The organism is Streptococcus suis (assembly GCA_024583055.1).
Taxonomy (GTDB): Bacteria; Bacillota; Bacilli; order Lactobacillales; family Streptococcaceae; genus Streptococcus; species Streptococcus suis_V.
Genome location: CP102145.1, coordinates 537,464 through 556,365 on the forward strand (window position 1 = coordinate 537,464; position 18,902 = coordinate 556,365).

The 18,902-nt window shown below is 42.5% G+C and carries 11 protein-coding genes and 2 pseudogenes; 1 reads left to right on the top strand and 12 read right to left on the bottom strand.

What is annotated here, in order from left to right:
* Positions 1-291: 291 nt before the first annotated feature.
* The 9 genes from NQZ91_02630 to NQZ91_02670 form a co-directional block, all read right to left on the bottom strand.
* A complete protein-coding gene (locus NQZ91_02630; GenBank protein UUM58287.1) occupies positions 292-471 on the bottom strand; it encodes a hypothetical protein in 180 nt (59 codons plus the stop codon).
* A complete protein-coding gene (gtfB, locus tag NQZ91_02635; protein ID UUM58288.1) occupies positions 464-1,795 on the bottom strand; it encodes an accessory Sec system glycosylation chaperone GtfB in 1,332 nt (443 codons plus the stop codon). Before gtfB ends, NQZ91_02630 begins: the two co-directional genes overlap by 8 nt.
* On the bottom strand, positions 1,792-3,300 hold the full coding sequence (gene gtfA, locus NQZ91_02640) for an accessory Sec system glycosyltransferase GtfA (GenBank protein ID UUM58289.1): 1,509 nt from the start codon (positions 3,298-3,300) through the stop codon (positions 1,792-1,794). The genes gtfB and gtfA overlap by 4 nt, the downstream gene beginning before the upstream one ends.
* A gap of 12 nt (positions 3,301-3,312) precedes the next feature.
* Positions 3,313-5,700 carry an accessory Sec system translocase SecA2 gene (gene secA2, locus NQZ91_02645; protein ID UUM58290.1) on the bottom strand — a complete coding sequence of 796 codons (2,388 nt, stop codon included), beginning with the start codon at positions 5,698-5,700 and terminating at the stop codon, positions 3,313-3,315.
* Positions 5,700-6,254, bottom strand: a complete 555-nt coding sequence (asp3, locus tag NQZ91_02650; GenBank protein UUM58291.1) for an accessory Sec system protein Asp3 — start codon at positions 6,252-6,254, stop codon at positions 5,700-5,702. The genes secA2 and asp3 overlap by 1 nt, the downstream gene beginning before the upstream one ends.
* 2 nt (positions 6,255-6,256) lie before the next feature.
* Positions 6,257-7,828, bottom strand: a complete 1,572-nt coding sequence (asp2, locus tag NQZ91_02655) for an accessory Sec system protein Asp2 (GenBank protein UUM58292.1) — start codon at positions 7,826-7,828, stop codon at positions 6,257-6,259.
* A complete protein-coding gene (asp1, locus tag NQZ91_02660; protein UUM58293.1) occupies positions 7,829-9,388 on the bottom strand; it encodes an accessory Sec system protein Asp1 in 1,560 nt (519 codons plus the stop codon).
* 10 nt (positions 9,389-9,398) lie between these two features.
* The gene (gene secY2 / locus NQZ91_02665; protein UUM58294.1) at positions 9,399-10,604 is read right to left on the bottom strand and encodes an accessory Sec system protein translocase subunit SecY2; all 1,206 of its coding nucleotides are present in this window, start codon (positions 10,602-10,604) and stop codon (positions 9,399-9,401) included.
* 117 nt (positions 10,605-10,721) lie between these two features.
* Positions 10,722-12,998, bottom strand: a complete 2,277-nt coding sequence (locus tag NQZ91_02670) for a MucBP domain-containing protein (GenBank protein UUM58804.1) — start codon at positions 12,996-12,998, stop codon at positions 10,722-10,724.
* A 151-nt stretch (positions 12,999-13,149) separates the two neighbouring features.
* Here NQZ91_02670 and NQZ91_02675 point away from each other — a divergent pair.
* Positions 13,150-14,745 (top strand): annotated as a pseudogene (locus NQZ91_02675) (hypothetical protein).
* A gap of 2,120 nt (positions 14,746-16,865) precedes the next feature.
* On the opposite strand, the pseudogene NQZ91_02680 reads toward NQZ91_02675, so the two are convergent.
* The 3 genes and pseudogenes from NQZ91_02680 to NQZ91_02690 all read right to left on the bottom strand — a co-directional run bounded on the left by NQZ91_02680 (position 16,866) and on the right by NQZ91_02690 (position 18,892).
* Positions 16,866-17,000 (bottom strand): annotated as a pseudogene (locus NQZ91_02680) (KxYKxGKxW signal peptide domain-containing protein).
* Between the two features lie 336 nt (positions 17,001-17,336).
* On the bottom strand, positions 17,337-18,335 hold the full coding sequence (locus tag NQZ91_02685; GenBank protein UUM58295.1) for a sugar transferase: 999 nt from the start codon (positions 18,333-18,335) through the stop codon (positions 17,337-17,339).
* Positions 18,336-18,442: 107 nt separating this feature from the next.
* Positions 18,443-18,892, bottom strand: coding sequence for a pyridoxamine 5'-phosphate oxidase family protein (locus tag NQZ91_02690; protein UUM58296.1), 450 nt, complete (start codon positions 18,890-18,892; stop codon positions 18,443-18,445).
* Positions 18,893-18,902: the final 10 nt, after the last annotated feature.

An 18,902-nucleotide genomic window follows, 5' to 3' on the forward strand; every position in this document is an offset into this window, starting at 1 on the left:
AGAGGCGTACTCTTCTCACAGTGTCCTTATTGTCTTTTATATCGATTTTTCCATTCATAGATAAGCATACTATTCCTCAAGCTACATCCCCTCTAGATTCCTAGCTTTGAGACGACCATTGGATCTCCTACCTTGTAAATCGTAGGGGAAGCTCAGCAGAGTTTTCTCGGTATTTTCTTGTCCAAGTGTCTAATACTTTCCCAAACTTCAATTGTAGAAATCCAGCTCAATCAATGGACCATAAATCGTCTCGCATTTTCCCTCCTATAGTCTATCTCAATCTTTAACTGCTTATTGAAAAAGGAACTGTAACTGCCCCAACAAGGAGAACAAAACAGCAAGCGTCATGATAATAATCAAGATAATGTAGACCAATGGTTTCCGTTTTTTCTCTTTTTTAGGTTCAACATAGCGAGCATTTTGAATGCGTGACTCGATGTCTTTTTTCAATAAAGGATTTTCTTTAGCCATTGACCTCTACCTCTTCACCCAAGGCCTTTTGATAGGCTACCTGAGTCTCTTGTCCAAGTCCAGTACGTTGTTTTACGATAAAGTCACTAGGAGAGTCTACAAAGCGCTTGATTCCCTCAATCATTTTATTGGCTTGACTAAATAGCACAATGTTTTCTGGCAAAGTTAAATGACGATTATGTGCCGTATTTTCAAATGCAAAAATTGCCTGATTGTATTCAAAGGCGCGGCGCACAACTCCTTCTACTTCACTTCCATGGTTAACATCCAAATATATATCACAGGTTTCCAATAAATTGGTCAAGGCATCCTGGCGAACATTTGGATAGAGAGTCACTTGATTTCGAGTCCCATATTGCATCAGGCGACTTGACATCTCGGTCAAGGCAGCAACATGAAAATGATAATCTGGCAAGGAGTCTAGTAGGAAATCAAAATGCTGGATTTGGTCCGAATTGGTCACAATCAGAACATTTTTACTTCCCCTATTTTCCCGTCTATCTGGGTAAATCATCCCCAAGTGTGAGATGCGACTTTTTTGTTCCTCAGGCAGCAAGTCTAGCATTTGCTGATAAGTTGCCTTATCTTGTACCAAAATGCGTTGATTTCGACTTGTCTTGGCTAGTTTCAATTGCATATTTCCTGGAATTGCTCCATTCAAACCTTCCTGCCAAAACAAGATATCTTCCCCAGGTCCTTGTAAAGCATAGGTGATGAAAAATGGATAAGAGAGCGAATTATACAATACACGATTTGTCTCTAGACCCAGTACTTCCAAAAAATAACGGAAGAATGAAGCCTTATCCGGAAACAGTCTGGTTTGCCCTTGCCAGTTCAAGATAATGTCTGCTGTCAAGTAGTTTTCCACAATGACTTCCACTCCTTGGCTGTCATAATAGCTTTTGGTATTGGCTACTTGCTGCTCATTAAAACTGGTCCGAGCAAATAAATTTCCAAATCGATTGTAGTGATCCGTATACCGAACTTTGCCTGCTCGATCCATCCAATCAACCGCCTTAACCAATCGTCTATAACTTGGCTCAGCAAAGAAAATTTTACCCCGCAAAACATCATAGTCCCAAATCTCACCATCACGACTGGTTCCTGTAATTTCCCAAAAATTTTGAACAGGGACTTGGTTAAAGTACAAGGGCTTCCCAACGCCATCTCCAAAGCCACAGAAATACGAATAGGCAGAAAGCACTCCATCAGGAAGAAAACCATCATCCTGTACAACAATGACTGGGCCGGTAAAACCAGAAACTTGCAATGAATGATGTAAATCTTTTGCTTCCCTATTGAATTGATCTAAGATAGTTATCACTTGGCAACCTCCTGGATGAATGCCATCCACTTCTCTTCTAATTTTCTTGTCAAAAAGTCCTCTGCTCGTCGATAGGAAGCCTGGTGGAAGGATTCTGTTTGCTCAGCTTGCTGATAGAAGGCAATCAACTTCTCCGCAAAGGCTTTCGCATAGGCATCCGCAGCATCCGGACGTAAACGAGGTATCAAATACCCATTTTTCTCATTCTCAATGAAAGTCTGATTGCCATAGGGCACATCCAGTCCAATCATGGCTAGACCAGAGCCAATTGCCTCCATCAAGGTCAATCCAAAACCTTCACTCGTAGAGGCTGATAAATACACCTCATAATTCTGGTAAATAGACTTCAAATCTTGATGGCCTTTCAAGCGGATATAATCTTGAGCCTGGTGCTCTTCTATCAACTGTTGGAGATGACCGCGTTGGCCACCTTCTCCATAGATATCAAAAACCAGATCTGGCAAACTTTCACGAGCCAACACCACTCCCTTCACCAACCAATCAATATGTTTCTCCGTCGCTAAACGAGAACAGGTTAGGGTTGAAAATGGTCTGCGACTTTGCTCAGGATAAGCTAATTGGTCCAAACTTCCTACGGGAATGGTAATCACCTTTGGCGCCTGTCCTTGATAATAGCGGAATTGTTCAGCCAAAGTCTGCGTTTGGGCATCCGTCGATGTGATGAAGGCATCAATTGCCCCAGCATTGGTAAATTGATATTCATAGAAATTATTCCATAAAATCGTATCTTCTGTCACATGCCCATCACTATAATGCTCCGCGTGTACGACAACCGCTACCTTGGCATCTCCTTTATTCCGTAAGACAGCTTGACCAATCTCGGTCGAACGATCCACCAAGAGGATATCCTGGCTCCCAAGATGCAACTGCTGCAACATGCGTTCGATCAACTCTTCTTTCGAATAGAGCAAGGCATCTGGAAAACGGTAGAGACTCTTTTTATCCGAGCAATTCTCCTCATAAGCAACACTACCATTTTCATTATAAAAGACTCTCCGATAGAGTTTTGGTGTGTTTTGATCCGGTGCGTAATACTCCGAAAACATGCGCGTATAGCTATAATAGTCCTTGCGGATCAATTTCCCCCTGCTCAGGTACTCGACACGCTGGACAACAGTTGGATCATCTTTTTTGAAAAAGGCGATGACATGGGCGTCCTGTCCTGTATAACGGTAACGAATCGCTGTTGCAGTATGAGTTTCCACTTCCACCGTTGTATGTAAACTAGCTTGAAAATCCTCTAATCGGTAGGTTGTTGGCGCCATTTTCAAATCCGTGAAAAAGCTGTACAACCAAATGATTTCCTCATCTTCAAAACCGATATTCTTGGTAAAGTGAGCAATATTTTCATTTTGAAACATATCCGTAAAAATAAATTTCGTTTCAAGACCTAGTTTTCGAAAGATACTTGCTCGATAGGCTTGGGCATACTCCACGCCACTACTTGCCCAACCAATTCCTTTGTTTATATTATATATTGTCATTCTTCATCCTTTTTATACATAATAAACAGACTGCTTCCCATTTGGCAGGGTTTCAATCGTACTCAATAGGATATTCCTTGCAATCTTTTGATGTACTTCTTGAGTCATGTTTCCATAGGAATGCAAGGCTTCTTTATAGTACTCATACATGTTATTCCGTTGAGCCAAAACACGCGTATTCACTACTCCTTTTAATTGTTGCAAGCTGTCCACTTCCTCAACCCAGCACTCATCTATGGCTTTCAAGATGGATACCCTATAAAACTCTGACAATTCTTCTTCCGACTGAAAATGAGTCTTTTTAAAGTTCAGTTCTTTTTGGATTAACTTCTGCAAATATGCTGCCACCTCTTGTTGATTGGCGGTCGAAAATCCTTTCGGAAATGCCTTAAAGGAGTAAGTGATATTGTCCAAAATATACCGTCTGACCTGATGGCGACTTGGCTGGGGGTTGGCATCCAGAAATTCCTGGATGGTTTTTTCAAAGATGAGTTGAATCTTCTCCTCATAACCGCCTCCATCCTGCATCAGCCGATTGCGTAAATCGTAAATCTTATTCCGTTGCACTCGCATACTTTCATCGAATTGAACAGTTGAATGCCGAGATTGGATAGCCATATCTTCTGAACGAATTTGGGCGGTCTTGATAATGGAACGAAATCGTCTCCCCTTCAGTGCTTGTCCAAACCGTTTTTGCTCAGTTTGATTGTATCTTCTTAGGTAGCGTTTGACCCACTCAGGTCCAAAATTTACCAATAGCTCATCCTCTAGGGAAACAAAGAATTGTGACATCCCTGGCTCTCCCTGACGACCAGCTCGCCCTCGCAATTGGCCATCCATACGGCTATTTGCCATCCTCTCAGTTCCAATAACGGCTAACCCACCTAGCTCTGCTACACCAGGACCAAGCTTAATGTCTGTCCCTCGGCCTGCCATCACTGTTGCACAGGTTACCATACCATATTGTCCAGCCTCTTGAATGATCAAGGCTTCTTTTGCAACATTATTTGCAGTCAACGTGTTATGGGCAATCCCTTCTTGCAAGAGCAATTGTGAATAAATTTTGGTCACATCAACAGAACCAGAAATCAAGAGGATTGGCCGGCCTTGTTCATGCAATTCCTTGACCATTTCCATTGTTGCCATGATTTTTTCGGGCAGGGTGGCATACACTTTATCAGGATAATCAATCCGTTGAATCGGAAGGTTGGTCGGAATAGCAATGACTGGAACTTTATAAGTACGGATGAGTTCGTCTTCTGCTTCTCGACCCGTACCTGTCATACCAGACAAAGTTGGAAACATATTGAACAAACTTTGATAGGTAACCGAACCCATGGCACGGTTTTCCTGAGTTTTGGTCACCCCTTCTTTGGATTCAATGGCCTGGTGGATACCCGATTGAAGCCGCGTTCCTTCTAGGATACGCCCAGAACGGTTGTCCAACAATTTTACCTCATCATCATGAACAATATAGTCATAATCACGACGGTATATATAATGAGCTCTCAAGGCCAAATTAATCTGCCGGTTCAATTCCCAAGCCGTTTCATCGTAGAGATCTTCAATAGCAAAATATTTTTCAGCTGCTGCCATCCCTTGTTCTGTCAAGTAAACTTCTCGTTTATCAAAATTGAAATAGAAATCCACTTCCTCTTTCAAGGTCAATACGAACTGGTTACAGCTATCAAAGAGATTGGATTGCACCCGAGGACTTCCAGAGATAATCAAGGGCGTCTGCGCAATATCCAAAAGGACGGCATCCGCTTCGTCAACGATAACAAAATGAAATTCACGCATAAATTTATTATCGATAGAAGATGCCAAATTTTCCATGAGGTAGTCAAAGCCCAAGGCTGTACCTGTTGTATAGGTAATATCGGCAGCGTATACAGCTCGTTTTTCCTCAACATCTGGATCGTAACCCTCTTCAAAGACTCCAACCCCAACAGTGAGTCCCAAGAAACGATAAACTTCTCCCATTTCCTCAGCATCCCGTTTGGCCAAGTAGTCATTGGTTGTAACCAGAATCGCACCTTTACCAGATAAGCCATTTAAATAGAGAGGCATGGTGGCAGTCAATGTCTTACCTTCACCGGTCTTCATCTCAGCGATATTGCCCTGATGCAAGGCGATTGCCCCCATCACCTGCACATCGTAGGGAAACTTCCCTAAAATGCGGTAACAGGCCTCCCTACACACAGCAAAGGCTTCCACCATCAAGTCGTCCAAACCTTCGCCTTCCAAAAGCCGTTTTTTAAATAAAATGGTTTGTTCTTGTAGTTCTTCATCTGTCATTTCAGAATAATAGGTCCGTAACTTGTTGACCTTTCGTGCATAACGACGAATACCGGCCAGACGCATACTATTAAGAATTGCTGAACTTGATAATTTATTCATTACACTCCTTCATCATTTACAACTTGAATGAGACTTTTTACAAGGTGTAGCGAATCGGGAAGAATCTTCTCCCAGTATTTTCGACTCGGAACATCCTCCAGTTGCAGTTCACCTGCACCTGTGTGACCGTACAAGGACAGGGAATGAAACACCAAATGGTGACAACCTGCCCCCATCAAACTAATCGAGTAGGAATAGGCTTGTTCAGGAAAGACAAAACAATCATCTTCATCCCTCAATATTTCGGTTCCAATCTGTTCATCCTGCCGATTAAAATACCGCAATTGCAGATAACAAGTCCCCTCTGGTACAGAAGAAAACTCCTTCAATACTGTATAACTTTCTCCTGGCACCAAAATGGGTAGGGAAGGCGACACACGATGGGCTTGGTAGTTGGTTTTGGATTGCCATGTCTTGATAGCCTTTCCCGCCGCAAAATAAGGATTTTCAAAATATACGCTTCGATCGACAAAACGGATACTGGATCCGTAAAGATAATTTGAGTGACTGGCTACATCACCCCAGTAAATGCGATCAATTAGCTTTTTTTCCACTATTAACTCCTTCCAAAATCATGCGATAAAACCCGCTGATATTGGGTCATGAACCACTTGTTAATCGAAATGCTATTATCATTATGTCGACCTTCATAGCCTTTTGCAAAAATATGCACATCCTCTTCCGCCAAAAAGTCAATGAGACGTATGGTCGCCAAAGGATCATAGTCATCCTGCTCCATATAAGCAATCGCAAATTTAGTATTTTCCAAATTTGCTTGAGAAAATTTTTCCCAAAAACGCAAATTAAAGGCCTTAATCTGATCATCTTCAGATGAGTCTACGACATTTCGTAACATATCTGCACTGGTCTCAAACTCATCTGGTCGCTTTAATTTCAAGTTAGTAACCACATCACCTAAATTGGTAAAGGGTTTTCCTACAATAACCGCATGGGGTTCTAACATAGCGGAATAATAAAGACCACCAAAAGCTCCCATCGACAATCCTGAAAGGACCAACTCCTGTTTGGTAAAACCAAGGTAGTCAAGACTCTCCTGAATCACAGCGACAATCTGGCTCTCTAGCTCCTCCGTTCCCGAGTAGAAACATCCACCCTCCAGACGGGGGTCAGATAAGAGAAGGAAGGGAGCTCCTAAACTCTTCATCATAAAGAAACCTTCAAAACCTTCTGCAGGACGATAACCCGAAAAATACACATTAAGTGGTGGCTTGAGATCGCCTGGATGGAAGTAAGAGAAAATTTCTTGCCTTTTTGCATCCACCATACGCTGACCGCCTAAAATAAACCGTCCCAATCCATTTCGAGACCGACGCCAGTGACAAGGCCCCATTTTAAGACTTCCCTCACCCTTGGCAGAGACCGAGATAGAATAGTATCCAATCCCTTCCAATTCTGGCAACTGTACAGGTTCTGTAAAATCCTCTTCGTACAGGTAGTAACGATCCATCACATCTGAAACACTTCCCAATCGAATAGAAACAATCTCAAATCGTAAAGAGAGGGGACCCGTTTTGATATATTCTGGCCAAATTTCAAGCCGTGCCTCTTCCGCCACCAAATTATAACGGAAAGTAAACAAAGGAGAATAGTCCTCTCCAAAATGACCTGAAAACTCGACCCCAACATGACCATCATATTGAACAGACCCAGAAAATTGAGGATGGATATCGATGTCTGACACTTTTAGCTTCGCCCCATACTGTCCTGAAAAAAGGTTTTTTGCTAAAAATTGAAGTTTTTCCATTCGTGAACTGAGTAATGGCAAGTTTTGTGGACGCATGGCACGAACAAATCCATCTTGTGTCTGCTCCAGGACCCTACCCTCTTCATCCAAAAAAGTGGCATAGGGGTCCAAATAATCTTGAAAGACCTGTAAACTTTCTTCTTTGACTGGCGAGGTCACTAATAAACCGGCGAGCTGAAATGGTCGGCGCATAACCGGACCTGCTACGGATTCATCATCCCAAATCAAGCCTGCCTCACGCCAAATATCCAATAAATCTGAAATGGAAGATTCCCTTGCATAGAACCATTCGATCTCTTGAGGTAATTCAAGAGATTGGGACCAATCTGACTCTCCAATTTGTACAATTCTTAATTTTCCCATTTAACTCTCGAAAAATCCCTTCCATTGTTCTACCATATTTCCGCTGGTATAATCGCTCATCATTTCGACCGATTTCACCAAAGAACGGTTCCAATTGGCCAATCCCTGACAGAAATACTGAACTGCTTGTTCCAAATCTCGTGGATGGTTCAAAACCCAACCATTTTCCTTATGCTCAACATAGTCTGTTTTTACTGCTGTGATTTGCGGAATACCAGCACTCAAGGCTGCAATCTGCGTATACAAATCTGGCTGCGGTGACAAATCAATCACCAGACGAGCACTATCTAACTCCTGAATAATCTGGTTCTCATTTGAAAGTAATTCGAAACGAATTGACTTTAATTCAAAAGAATCTGATTCATCCACCTGATTCTCCCCTGGCCCCGCTGCAGCTTTGAAAAATTGATTTGGTTCATATTTTTGGTGAATTTTTTCAATCACACGGTGCTCTAAATTCTGTAATGGATAAGAGCGATTATAGGTCACGAAGCAAACCTGAAAGAGCGGATTCCCAGCAAGCAGTTGCAAGAGCGAATCAACCACGCCGTCAACACCTTCTAGGTGATCCACCAAACAGTAGAAAATCATCTCGCGGATATTTTGACTTTGCCCCAGCCTCAAGCGGGTATCAAAAGGAGTCATCCGATGGATTTCTACTTCTTTTAGACCCTCGAACTGACAAAACTGCAGGAGTCTTTCTTCGTTTGAATCCGTATCTACCAAAACATGCTGCGATTGGCGCAAAATAGCTGACAAGAGGATCTTATCACTCCAATCAAAGCGTTGACCAAAAAATGAAAACATTTTATGGTGTTGCGGAAAAGTCTGTAAAAATAGATTTGTATGCTGTTTATTGGCAGTGATGACAAAAATATCATCCTCCTCAACCACTTGACCTTTGAAAACCCGCAAGCGCTCCAAAATCAACTCCTCCCAGGAAGAGTAGAAGGATTTCTCCATGTTCTTATCAGCCAAGGGATTGATTTCCAATCGATGGTCCTCTGCTCCAAACCATTCCCTCACCTGCCAAACTCCATTTGAATTGAGAAAATCTTGGTAGGCAGGGTGACCATCTTCGTAAATAATTAAACTTGACAGAAAGCCCCGATCATCAAAAATATACCGTTGCTCTTCTTTTTCCGATGCTCCAAAATGAATATAGAGCAAGTTTCCATCTTCTGCAAAATGAATCTCAGCCAGTAGCTTCCCTTCTCGTTGCGCAATAACGGCAAAAGGTGAATAGATGAATTCTGTACCCCTAGGCCAGTCCAACTCCTTGAAGTGGACAGCAGATTGCTGGCTACGGTGCACATTTTGAATATCATCAAAAAAAGACCAATAGCTGACCTTGTGCAAGCCTTGTTTATGGAAAAAATAGCGCAATTGTGGTTGATAGCCCAATAAAATCAGACTGGCTGGCTCATCAACCGTTTCAAACATTTTCACCTGATTAATGGTATCATCGAAACTCACTTGTTCAATCGTCCGGTACCAGACTAGTGAATCGGCAACCCATTTATTCTGTTCCCCATACCAAGACGGTACAAAATAATACATTTCTTCTCCTTTAAATTATGTCTTCGTACTGCTTCCACGATTGAATAATATCAACCTGCTCCACAATGGTGAGCATCAACGTCGTCACAATATAGATATTGTTAACCATCATACCAAGACCAGTTTCACCATTAAAATACCACACCAGAAAGAGTGGCAAACTTCCCATCATACAGGTATAAACAGCACCCACAAAGGCCATCCGGTTTAGATAACGAGTCAAATAGGCCTGTGTTGCCTTTCCTGGACGGATATTTTCAATGTAATCCCCACTCTTTTGCATATTTTCTGCAACCTCTGACGGATCCATATTAAAGTATGCAAAGCCATATGAGAGGATAAAGAGGACGCCAGTATACAGCAAGATACCTGGTAGTTCACTCACTGAGAGACTGCCTTCCATTCCTCGCAACCCTGCTAACTGCGGTACCACGGCTATCAAGCCTTGTAACAGCAATACTGGCAAGGTCATCAAGGTCATTGCATACATAAAGGGCATACCTCCTGCTGGAGTCACCCGAATCGGAATATAGGATGATTTTAACAGGTTAGTATTGAGCATGATCCGTCTGGTAGGAATCCGATACTCTGCCTTATAGACAAGCACTGCAATAAAGACCAGAAATAGTGCCGCCAATACAAAAAGAGCAATGACCATTGGGTTAGCCAGACGACCATCTGTCATGGCAGAAATGCTCATGATAAAACTTAGTATCATGCTGGCAGCAATGATGGCCGAGGAGCCTCCTAAACCTTTTTCCGTATTTAATTGCCCTAACCACATGAGCACAAAGGTTCCAGCTATTAAGATGACGATAGTTCCCAAACGTTCATAGTTAGAAACTGATGTTACCGGCATAACCGCTAAGTAGCCAAAGGCTTGAATAAGCCCTACAACCAACATGATAAATGCTTGACACAAATGGTTTTGCAACTGTGTAAATGCCGCGTTTAATTTCAAGAAACCAACAAACCGCCATAAAATCATACTGGTCATCCAAGGGCTCAAGCCAAGTGAGAAGAGATTCAGTTTGGAAAACTCACCACCAGTGACCATAGCAAAACTATTCAAGGTCATTTCCAAGGCAGTCTGATCTTGGCTCAATTGGTTTGGATAAGTTGAGATAGGCGTATACTTCCCCAACATATAAATAAATAGAATTAATATAGTCCAAAGTATGCGTTGCATCAGACTAGAACGTAACATTTTTCTCATGAAACCTCAATAGTTTTTATTTCTATTTTATCACAAACCGCAGTAATTCGCATCATTCATCCATTATGAAAACGAAGCCATCTTTCGATGACTTCGTTTTTATCTGAGGCGAGATGATTACTTCTCACCCTTTCTTCTTCTAGCCGAAGCTGCTGCTCCAAGAAGCAATCCCATTCCTAATACACTTGAAAGTATCGAATTAGACTCACCTGTATTTGGCAGTTTATCTATAGCATCTGCTTTGTCTACTGGTTTATCTGGATTTGGAACAACTTCAGTTGAACCGTTTGGCTTAGGTGCCAATGGGGTAGGGGTAGGAATTGGAGTTGGGATATACGGAATAAGCGTATTTACTCCTGGTGTAGATGGTGTTGGTGGAATGTACCCTTTAGATGGATCTTCTGGGTCAACCGGTTGAAGTGGTTGGTTCGTATTTGGATCCACTGGCACATATCCTGGTACATAAGGGATTACCGTATCAGGAGTTGGTGTCACTGGTACATCTGGATTGTTTGGATCGAATGGATATGGAATCACTGGGTATTCGGTTGATGGAACACCTGGGATTTGTGGAATCCAGTTCGCAACTTTTTGGTAAACGTATGTGATTGAAGTTTCACCTTCAACTACAGAACCATTTTCTGTACCGATTGTCTTAGATGGAACGAGTACATAACGCGTACCGTCAGCCGTTATAATCTCTTTCGGCTTGTTATCAGTTGTATCGTAATCTGTACCTACAGGAGATACTGGCGTATCTGTTACAGGTGCTTTAATTACGTTGCCTTCTGTATCTACATAGTTTACAACTACTGAACCTGTCTTAGCTGTTTCAACCGGTTCATAAGGAATGAGTGTATCAATACCTGGGTTACCTGGTGTTGGTGGGATGTAACCTTTCGTTGGATCCTCTGGATCAACTGGTTGAAGCGGCTGGTTCGTATTTGGATCCACTGGTGTGAAGCCTGGTACATGTGGTACAACTGGCTGCTCAGTTTCTGGGTTTGTAGGGATTGCTGGAATCTCTGCATCCGGATTAGTTGGATCAAATGGATAGTCAGTTGTTGGACGTTCGTCAGCTGGAACACCTGGAATCAATGGAATCCACTTCGCTACTTTTTGGTAAACGTAAGTGATTGATGTTTCGCCTTCAACTACAGAACCATTTTCTGTACCGATAGTCTTAGATGGAACAAGCACATATTTCGTACCGTCAGCTGTTACAATCTCATTTGGCTTGTTATCAGTTGTATCGTAGCTTGTACCTACTGGAGAAATTGGCGTATCTGTAATTGGATCTTTAAGAACGTTACCTTCTGTATCTACATAGTTTACAACTACTGAACCTGTCTTAGCTGTTTCAACTGGTACATAAGGAATGAGTGTATCAATACCTGGGTTACCTGGTGTTGGTGGGATGTAACCTTTCGTTGGATCCTCTGGATCAACTGGTTGAAGCGGCTGGTTCGTATTTGGATCCACTGGTGTGAAGCCTGGTACATGTGGTACAACTGGCTGCTCAGTTTCTGGGTTTGTAGGGATTGCTGGAATCTCTGCATCCGGATTAGTTGGATCAAATGGATAGTCAGTTGTTGGACGTTCGTCAGCTGGAACACCTGGAATCAATGGAATCCACTTCGCTACTTTTTGGTAAACGTAAGTGATTGATGTTTCGCCTTCAACTACAGAACCATTTTCTGTACCGATAGTCTTAGATGGAACAAGCACATATTTCGTACCGTCAGCTGTTACAATCTCATTTGGCTTGTTATCAGTTGTATCGTAGCTTGTACCTACTGGAGAAATTGGCGTATCTGTAATTGGATCTTTAAGAACGTTACCTTCTGTATCTACATAGTTTACAACTACTGAACCTGTCTTAGCTGTTTCAACTGGTACATAAGGAATGAGTGTATCAATACCTGGGTTACCTGGTGTTGGTGGGATGTAACCTTTCGTTGGATCCTCTGGATCAACTGGTTGAAGCGGCTGGTTCGTATTTGGATCCACTGGTGTGAAGCCTGGTACATGTGGTACAACTGGCTGCTCAGTTTCTGGGTTTGTAGGGATTGCTGGAATCTCTGCATCCGGATTAGTTGGATCAAATGGATAGTCAGTTGTTGGACGTTCGTCAGCTGGAACACCTGGAATCAATGGAATCCACTTCGCTACTTTTTGGTAAACGTAAGTGATTGATGTTTCGCCTTCAACTACAGAACCATTTTCTGTACCGATAGTCTTAGATGGAACAAGTACATATTTCGTACCGTCTGCTGTAACAATCTCATTTGGCTTGTTATCAGTTGTATCGTAGCTTGTACCTACTGGAGAAATTGGCGTATCTGTAATTGGATCTTTAAGAACGTTACCTTCTGTATCTACATAGTTTACGATAACTGAACCTGTCTTAGCTTGTTCAGACGCTGATGTGCTTGCTGATTCAGACGCTGATTCTGAAAGTGACTCAGACTGGCTTGCTGAGACAGATGCTGACTCAGACGCTGATTCTGAAAGTGATTCAGACTGGCTTGCTGAGACAGATGCTGACTCAGACGCTGATTCTGAAAGTGATTCAGACTGGCTTGCTGAGACAGATGCTGACTCAGACGCTGATTCTGAAAGTGATTCAGACTGGCTTGCTGAGACAGATGCTGACTCAGACGCTGATTCTGAAAGTGATTCAGACTGGCTTGCTGAGACAGATGCTGACTCAGACGCTGATTCTGAAAGTGACTCAGACTGGCTTGCTGAGACAGATGCTGACTCAGACGCTGATTCTGAAAGTGATTCAGACTGGCTTGCTGAGACAGATGCTGACTCAGACGCTGATTCTGAAAGTGACTCAGACTGGCTTGCTGAGACAGATGCTGACTCAGACGCTGATACTGATGCACTTGTTGACTCAGACGCTGATACTGATGCGCTTGTTGACTCAGATGCTGATACTGACGCTGATGTTGACTCAGACGCTGATACTGATGCGCTTGTTGACTCAGATGCTGATACTGATGCACTTGTTGACTCAGACGCTGATACTGATGCACTTGTTGACTCAGACGCTGATACTGACGCTGATGTTGACTCAGACGCTGATACTGATGCACTTGTTGACTCAGACGCTGATACTGACGCTGATGTTGACTCAGACGCTGATACTGATGCACTTGTTGACTCAGACGCTGATACTGATGCACTTGTTGACTCAGACGCTGATACTGATGCACTTGTTGACTCAGATGCTGATACTGATGCACTTGTTGACTCAGACGCTGATACTGATGCACTTGTTGACTCAGACGCTGATACTGATGCACTTGTTGATTCAGACGCTGATACTGATGCGCTTGTTGACTCGGATGCTGATACTGACGCTGATGTTGACTCAGACGCTGATACTGACGCTGATGTTGACTCAGACGCTGATACTGATGCACTTGTTGACTCAGACGCTGATACTGATGCACTTGTTGACTCAGACGCTGATACTGATGCACTTGTTGACTCAGATGCTGATGCTGATTCAGATGCTGACTCAGATGCTGATGCTGACTCAGATGCTGATGCTGACTCAGATGCTGATGCTGATTCAGACGCTGATGCTGACTCAGATGCTGATGCTGACTCAGATGCTGATGCTGATTCAGACGCTGATGCTGACTCAGATGCTGATGCTGACTCAGACGCTGATGCTGACTCAGACGCTGATGCTGACTCAGATGCTGATGCTGACTCAGACGCTGATGCTGACTCAGATGCTGATGCTGACTCAGATGCTGATGCTGACTCAGATGCTGATGCTGACTCAGATGCTGATGCTGACTCAGATGCTGATGCTGACTCAGACGCTGATGCTGACTCAGATGCTGATGCTGATTCAGACGCTGATGCTGACTCAGATGCTGATGCTGACTCAGATGCTGATGCTGACTCAGACGCTGATGCTGACTCAGATGCTGATGCTGACTCAGATGCCGAAGCTACTTCTGACTCAGATGCTGATGCTGACTCAGATGCTGACGCTACTTCAGATTCCGATGCTGATGCTGACTCTGATTCTGATTCCACTACAGATTCAGATGCTGATGTTGATTCAGAACCTGACTCTGACAATGAAGTGTACTCGTCTTCATTTTTCTTATAGATGTGAGTGGTTTCAGTCATCTCAACGCCTGCATAAGAGAAACTATATGGTAGCCAGATACCGAGCATATCCAGACCTGAAACTTTCTCACCTGTAGCAGGGTCAATCGTTTCACCTGGATCTGTTACGTTATCCGGATTGAAGTCACGACCAAAGAAAAGTCGTAATTGTCTATATTGACCAGTAGTTGGGACACCAATTTGGAAACGAGAAAGGAAAACAAAGTCTGGATTCTCTTTAAGTTTTAATTTAAACCATTCATTACCAACTTCTTTTCCATCAATCACTCGAACACCTTGCAAAGTACTCAAATCAAGTTCTGCAGGATCTGTGATTGGAGCTGACTCGACTTGTTTTGTAGAATCATTTGGATCTGTTGTCAACTTAGTTACTGTATAAGTATCCAAGAATGACGCTGGCAACATGTTGTTGGTATTGGTTTGACCTTTTGCAAGAACAGATGATTCAAATACCTTGATAAAACCTTCAGTTGTAGTCGAGCGGAAATCATGTGTACCCGTGTAGTTTGGATCCGCTACGTAGATTGCTTCCGTATAGCTGTGAGTACCTGGAATTGGTGTAGCAATAGTCTTGTAAGAAATGTACTTACCTACTTTACCTTCACTAGTAGTTGGATAACCTTGGCGTACACGGAGAACATACGGAATGCCAGACTGAGGTGTTACATCTACTGATGTTTTTTCAGAACGAACATAGTCGAATCCTGGGAAGTCACGGACATCTGACGGAATGTTTGTTAATCCTGGAATAGTTGCGATAGTATAAGTTCCTAATACTTCTCCGGCTTCAGTTTTATAAGTAGTTGTATTAGCTACAACTCCTGGAACCTGTACGTTTGGTTGAAGGGTATTTTCATCATAGAGAACTTTCAAGGTACCTGTTGAATCAGCTGATGCCGTTGTTGCGTCATACTCAGCAACAACTGGACGACCACCTGCAGAATCTTGGAAGGTTGTAAACTCTACTACATCACCAGGGGCAACTGTCTTGGTTTCTAGGATGTTATTTGACTTATCAACCAACTCAAGTAATACTGTTCCTGAAAGATCCTCTGCTACAGAAGCACGGATGTAGGCACCGTTAGATGATGACAAGCCGTAACCGTTACCTGAACCAACTGTACCGTCATACCAAGCTGAGAATGGGTAGTACTTGAAGGTCAAGTAGCCAGCAGTTGTTGACGCAACCATTGTTCCTTGAGTTGATGATTGAGCCTCTGCCTTGTGAGGATCAGTCATATCAGGGTTTGGCTCGATAAGCGCAACACCACCTGGGTTAAAGGTACCACTACCATCGTTTACTTTTGAAGCGTTGATATCCGCCAACATAGCTGTCAAGACGCCATCTTCATCACGTTTCAAGAGTTCTGCTGCCAAGGCTTCGTTGGCTGCTTTTACAGCTACGATTTGTGCTTCTACTTGCTCAACAGTTGCTGATGGATCTGCAAGGATTGCTTTTGCTGCTGTGATTTCAACCTGTGCTGCTGCAACTGCTGCTGCAAGGTTTGCATCTTCAACTTCTATCAACTCTTTTTGACCAAGGTCAACCAAGATTTCAGCTTCTGATGTTACCTGTTCCAATACTTGAGTTGGAGTTTCAGTTGTTGCAGTTTCTGAACTTGTAGTTGTTTCAGTTGCTGACGCTGTTTCTGAACTTGCTACTGCTGCAGCTTCTGATACTACTTCACTCAACAATACTGACTCAGATGTTGATACTGATTCTGAAGTTGATGTTGATTCTGAAGTTGATACTGATTCAGAGGTTGAAACAGACTCAGAAGTTGATAGAGATGCAGATGTTGTATCTGATTCTGTTGCTGAAGCTGATTCTGTTACAGATTCTGTTGTTGAAACAGACTCGCTTGCTGCTTCTGTTGTTGAAACAGACTCACTAGCTGACTCAGAACTTGTACCTGACAAGGTTACTGTATCAGCACTTGCCAATGTAGATGTTGTTGCAACTTCCGATGCGTACACTAGTTCTGGTTGAACTTGATCTAGAACGACTGAAGTTCCTAACAAAGCTCCTGCTGCAGCGAAACCGCGAGCCACACCTACTTTAGATGAAACCATTGAGCCATCTACTTTTACAGTCTCAGCTGCAGAACCACCTGCTACTCGGAACAAACCGATGCTGGACATGACCGTGCGAACCCAATGCTTACCTGATTTGTGCATCTTGACACGGCTATTTCGTGAAACTTCTGTAAAGTTTTTATTTACTTTTTTATTCACTTATGTTCTCCCTATTATTTTAATATAGACCCCCGGACCCCAAGTCCTAAAAAATCTATAGTTATCTTACCGTCATTTCTTGAAAATGTCAAGTAATATGCACACTTTTTTTGAAATTTCCATAAATACTTTACAGTATTAATATACTGTATTTTTACAATGTTTGTTTTGTAATTGTTTTCATGTATATTTTTCCATTTTCGCTGTATTTTTACTAACTTTTCATTTTTCTTCATTATAATAATGTCTTTTAGATTTTAATTCCTTTACAATACAAAAAATGCCCGAGTACTGTCTCGGACATCTTTTATTTTAGTCAATTTTTTCCGCTCAACTTCATTCACTTTGACAAAGCGCATTAAAGACAGCGTCTACCAACAGTTTTTTTGTAAAATAACCCTGACGTAACAGCGGATTAAAGGACCTCACTCTAGTAACAAATTCCTGATAGTCAGCTGGTGTCATGGTTTGAATTTTTTCAACCGCTTCATCCAAGCTATCCACAACCAAACCAAGACCATTTGCCTCAATAATTTCCTGATTGGCGATTCCCCTTTGGACAATCACAGGGATTCCTGCAGCGAGAAAGGTTCCTAGTTTATATGGGCAATAGAGTTCTTGGTAACCCTTGTCATGATCGTCCATCCAGACCAAACCAAATCCTCCTCTTGACATTTCCAGCAGTAGTTGTTCATCTGGTCGATATGGAACTCTAGTTACTTGTTCAGGGTATTCTCCTTCCTCATTGGAGTAGACAGTTAGTTTGATGGAATAGTTCCATTGTTTGATAAATCCAAATCGCGCTGGCGAACCTGGAAAATGAATCAAGGGTTGAAATGTCGCTGGCAATTGAGGGGTTTTGGTCGGATGATCCCACATTCCTTGAACCAATGTTTTTTTCACGGTGAGACCTTCTTTACGGAGAAGGTCAATCATTCGTTGACTAGGGGCGATAAGGACATCCGCCATGTTGTAATAGGAAATAATTCGCTTCATCAGATAATAGTTACTTTCAAACATGAGAGGGACTACATCATGAATAAAAATAACAAGCTTAATTTGATAAACCTTTAGTTTTGCCATCAATCGTTCATCAAATTCTGTCGAATTCCAGGTGGGTGTTTGAAAAATAACCACATCTCCATGACTCAAGCCTGCAACAATTCCATCTAGTCTTTTACTTAACTCTGATGGGCTATCAGTTGCCATATTGTAAGAGTAAATTCCCATTTCCCGATATCCCAGCTCAATGGCAAGATCTGTCACCATATTTTGTCCGATTTGGGCAGTAGATGATGCCGCATGTCCATTTAAATTTGTTATATATACCCTCACTCAGTACCTCTTTCTCTAGATCATTTGGAAGATTATTTACTTTTTCTTCCTATTTGTTATTTCTTTCCATTTCCTATAACTAGTATAGGCGTCCTGGAATGGAAGACTTAGATTGTCCGCGCTAGACTGACTTCACTATTGATTTTAAAGACGTACTTATGCCCCTGCGTCAAACTATGATAGAAGCCATCTCCCTCATAGATTTGGAAAATCTGCATGGTCTTGCGACTTTCCTCATCCTTGTAAACATGTTGGACATAAGGATTGTCCGCAAAAACCTTCTCCAAGAGTTCTTGACTAGCCGGACGAGCTTCCCCCTCGATTCGAATGACTTGAATCAAGTAGTCTTCTTCTGATAGGGCAGTTACTGCCACTCGCTCATCCCCCATCAATTGCTGATAGAAATGTGTTTCCGAACCAGTCATAAAGAAAATACCATCTTCATTGGCTGCTGTGATATGAATCGGACGTGCATGGGGCTTGCCAGCATTATCAACTGTCGCAAAAATTCCCAGCTTCATTCCTTCCAAAATCTCCATGACATCTTTGACTTCCATAAGTAGCCTC

What these genes read in the sequence shown, in the direction of transcription:
- NQZ91_02630 (UUM58287.1), bottom strand. Translation starts at nt 471, where the DNA reads ATGGCTAAAGAAAATCCTTTATTGAAAAAAGACATCGAGTCACGCATT.
- gtfA (UUM58289.1), bottom strand. Translation starts at nt 3,300, where the DNA reads ATGACAATATATAATATAAACAAAGGAATTGGTTGGGCAAGTAGTGGC.
- secA2 (UUM58290.1), bottom strand. Translation starts at nt 5,700, where the DNA reads ATGAATAAATTATCAAGTTCAGCAATTCTTAATAGTATGCGTCTGGCC.
- asp2 (UUM58292.1), bottom strand. Translation starts at nt 7,828, where the DNA reads ATGGGAAAATTAAGAATTGTACAAATTGGAGAGTCAGATTGGTCCCAA.
- asp1 (UUM58293.1), bottom strand. Translation starts at nt 9,388, where the DNA reads ATGTATTATTTTGTACCGTCTTGGTATGGGGAACAGAATAAATGGGTT.
- secY2 (UUM58294.1), bottom strand. Translation starts at nt 10,604, where the DNA reads ATGAGAAAAATGTTACGTTCTAGTCTGATGCAACGCATACTTTGGACT.
- NQZ91_02690 (UUM58296.1), bottom strand. Translation starts at nt 18,892, where the DNA reads ATGGAAGTCAAAGATGTCATGGAGATTTTGGAAGGAATGAAGCTGGGA.